General features: G+C 43.7%; 2 protein-coding genes. Both read left to right on the top strand.

Annotated features, from left to right (window positions below; genetic code table 11):
• Positions 1 to 143 precede the first annotated feature (143 nt).
• Positions 144 to 545, top strand: coding sequence for an IS66 family insertion sequence element accessory protein TnpA (gene tnpA / locus M72_RS14210; protein WP_055068692.1), 402 nt, complete (start codon positions 144 to 146; stop codon positions 543 to 545).
• Positions 539 to 830 (top strand): IS66 family insertion sequence element accessory protein TnpB (gene tnpB, locus M72_RS14205; RefSeq protein ID WP_055068691.1); only part of this gene is annotated, 292 nt, incomplete at its 3' end. The genes tnpA and tnpB, both read left to right, overlap by 7 nt.

The following is an 830-nucleotide window of genomic DNA, read 5'->3' as shown; positions in this document are numbered from 1 at the left end:
GTAAGCGCCTAGTTTCAGGGTGGATTTAAAATCATCACAAAATTTGCCATAATTATAGATGATAGATGCCAGCATTTTACTACAGTATCGGCGCTAGATACTATAAATGCGAGCGTTTTACTATAACTATGGAGGTTTCCTGTATGAAAACGCAAAGACGCACAGCAGACGAACGATATCAACTTATCATGGAATGCCGCAGCAGCGGTCTTAGTGACTACCAATGGTGTACAGAACATAACATCAATCCCGGCACCTTTTACAACTGGGTTAAAAGACTGAGAAAAAAAGCTTGTTATGATATCCCCTCTGCCACAGGACGCGGCGATTATAAGCCAGCCCTTAAACCGGATGTTGTAAAACTTGAGGTGATACCTGATCATCAAAACCCGGGCATTCCAACTGTCGAAAGCACAATGCTTCCGCTGGAAGAACCCTGCCCCGCCATCGAGGTCATGCTTGGGACTGTTTCAATAAAAATTTCAAATGATGTTGACCCGAAGCTGCTGTCACAGATCCTTAAAGCTGTGACAGGGACATGTTAGGAGACATCACTGTTGCAGACGAGATTTATGTGATCTGTGGTTATACAGATATGCGCAAGTCCATTGATGGATTATGCGCTGTCGTAAAAGACCAGCTGAATATGAACCCTTCCAGGCCAAATGCAATCTATCTCTTCTGTGGCAGACGTAGTGATCGAATAAAAGTGCTTCTTCATGAACGTGAAGGATTTGTACTTTTATATAAGCGGCTTGATGCCAACGTAGGAAAATACCGTTGGCCGCGCAACCGTAATGAGGTAAAACCCATTACATGGAGGCAGTTTG

Origin of the sequence: Roseburia faecis (assembly GCF_001406815.1) — a bacterium.
Lineage (GTDB): Bacteria > Bacillota > Clostridia > Lachnospirales > Lachnospiraceae > Roseburia > Roseburia faecis.
Note: the sequence above shows the minus strand (reverse complement) of the source record. Positions and strands in the feature narration are given on the sequence as shown.